The sequence below is a fragment of the Homoserinimonas sp. genome (assembly GCF_056262345.1).
The window spans coordinates 1-2,359 of record NZ_JBACFR010000245.1; the positions used below are offsets into that span (position 1 = coordinate 1).

General features: G+C 67.1%; 1 protein-coding gene and 1 pseudogene. Both read left to right on the top strand.

Features of this window, described 5'->3' with window-relative positions; translation table 11 throughout:
* Window positions 1-663: pseudogene (locus AC062T_RS11720) on the top strand (hypothetical protein); the annotation flags it as partial.
* Window positions 656-2,269: a DUF5719 family protein gene (locus AC062T_RS11725; protein WP_476030229.1), complete on the top strand. Its 1,614-nt coding sequence runs from the start codon at window positions 656-658 to the stop codon at window positions 2,267-2,269. The pseudogene AC062T_RS11720 and the gene AC062T_RS11725, both read left to right, overlap by 8 nt.
* The last annotated feature ends 90 nt before the right edge of the window (window positions 2,270-2,359 follow it).

A 2,359-nucleotide genomic window follows, 5' to 3' on the forward strand; every position in this document is an offset into this window, starting at 1 on the left:
GGGCTGCTCGCGGGCGAATCGCCGGTTGCCGCGTCGTCCGGTCGGCTGGTTCCGGCCGTGGTCGATGCCGAGGCTCGCACAATGCCCAACGTGGGCACTCTCGTGCTCACCCCGACGGGGGACGGGGCGCTCGTTGCCGACCTTCAGCGGGGCAGCGGGACCACGCTCAACGACCAATCAACCCTCGCGGCAACCGATCCAGCGATCGACGAGCGCGAGGAGGCCCTCGCCCGACTCGCGGGCAACCTTGCCTCGCGCGGCAGCTACGACCCGGCCGATGACCTCTCCACTCTGTCGGTGCAGTTCGTGGTGCTCGCCGACTTCGAGCCCCTCGAAACCGGTGACACGACCAGGGCGGAACGCAGCGCCGAGGCCGTGCGAACTCGCACGGTCGACTCGCTCGACGCCAATGCCAGGGTGATCCCGGTCGGCAACACAAGCTTTGGCCTGCTGTGGAGAATCACGGATGCTCCCGTCGCAGATTCGATTGCGGGGCCATCGAACGTCGACACCCTCGAGGGGCGCGTCATTCTCGCAGTGCAAGCGGCGATCCTGCTCCTCACCGTGCTGCTGGCAGTTCCGACGCATCGCCGCCGGCGCCGGGTCCGCGAGACGATGAGCGACTCCAGAGCGACCACTTTCGACGAGGAGACCGATGACTGACCCTCGTGACGACCAGTTTCGCCCGGACGACCAGTTTCGCCCGCAGCGCGACGGCGATGATCACATCGACCTGACGCATCCTGCTTCGTCGAGCATGCCGACGCCGGCCATTGACCCGTTCGCTGCGGGCAACGTCATCGACGAGGAGGCTGCTCCGGCCCCGCGACAGCCGCGCGGGGTCAAAGGCACTTTGCTCGTTTCCGCTCGTCTACTCACTGCCGTGGCCGGGGCTGCCGTTGCGGCCGCCGTCATCGCTGCTGCCGCGCTCGTTCCCATTCCATCGGTCGTGTCAGAACCGCCGTCCGTTCGGGTCACTCCTGTCGCCGACGCGCAGTCTCGGGTGTGCCCCGGGCCCCTGCTGAGGCTGGGGGATGAGACGGGCGCTCAGGCGACGACGGCATCCGCGCTGGGAGAGCCGACGATTACGAGCGCGTCGAGCAGTGGCCGCATCGCCTCGGCACCGGCCACCGGGATCGCCGGTGCGGATTCTGGTGCGCGCATCCTCTCGCTCCCGGCCGATTCCGACGGTGAGCAGCCCCTTTTTGCGGGTAGCCAGTTCCAGTCGGTCGCTCGTGGCGACTTCGTCGGTTCAGCGGCCGCCGAGTGCGGCGAGGCCAAAGACGATGCATGGCTCGTCGGCGGAGCAACCACAACGGGCCGAACCACGCTCTTGGTGATCGTCAACCCCGGCGATGTCAGCGCGACCGTGGATGTTTCGGTGTTCTCCGAGACCGGAGCCGTGACGGCCCCCGGTGCCACCGGAATCGCGATCCCTGCGGGAGGGGAGCGAGTGTACTCAGTCGCTGGCCTTGCCCCGGGGCTTCAGAGCCCCGTTCTGCGAGTGCAGAGCGCGGGAGCCCGAGTGGTCGCGACCCTGCAGCAGATGACCGTGCGCACACTGACGCCGGGCGGCGTGGATATTGTTACCCCGGCGGCGGCCCCGTCGACCGAGGTGATCATCCCGGCTCTGCCGATGCTCGATCATGATGCCCTTGAGGCAGCCGTTCTTGGTGAAGAGTTTCTCGACCTCAACACCGTTCTGCGGTTCTTCGTGCCGGGGGCCGAGCTTGCCCACGCGACCATCACCATGACGCGGGTGACCTCAGATGGGCGCAACGGTGAACCAGTGGATATCGACGTCACGCTCGATCCCGGAGTCGTCACAGAGCTCCTCATTGGCGAGTTCGAGGAGGGAACCTATTCCGCCCGCATCACGGCGGATGTTCCCATCGTCGCCGGTGCGCGAGTATCGACGGTGGGCACCACGGGAGCAACCGACTTCGTGTGGCTTCCCACGGTCTCCGCTGTCGCGGACGAGACCCTGCTCACGGTGGCCGAAGGCGACAACCCCGTTATCTACCTCGTGAACCCCGCAGAATCTGCGGCGGAATTCACGATGGAGGATGCGGATAGCGGCACGCGAACATCGGTGACGATTCCTGCCGGTGGCGCCCGCAGCATCCCCGTCGACGGCGGCACAACCTGGCAGCTCACGGGCTTCGAGCAGTTGCACGTCTCAGTCGGGTATAGCGGCGACGGCACAATCAGCGGTCAAACGGTGAACCCCCGCGCGGCAGGGTCGTCCCCCATCACGGTTTACCCGTAGCAGGCCGGATGCTGCTGCTCGTTCGGCAGTAGGCGCTGCTAGAAGTGGCGAAACCGGTCGGGCGCAAGCTCCCAGGGGTCTTTGCCGATC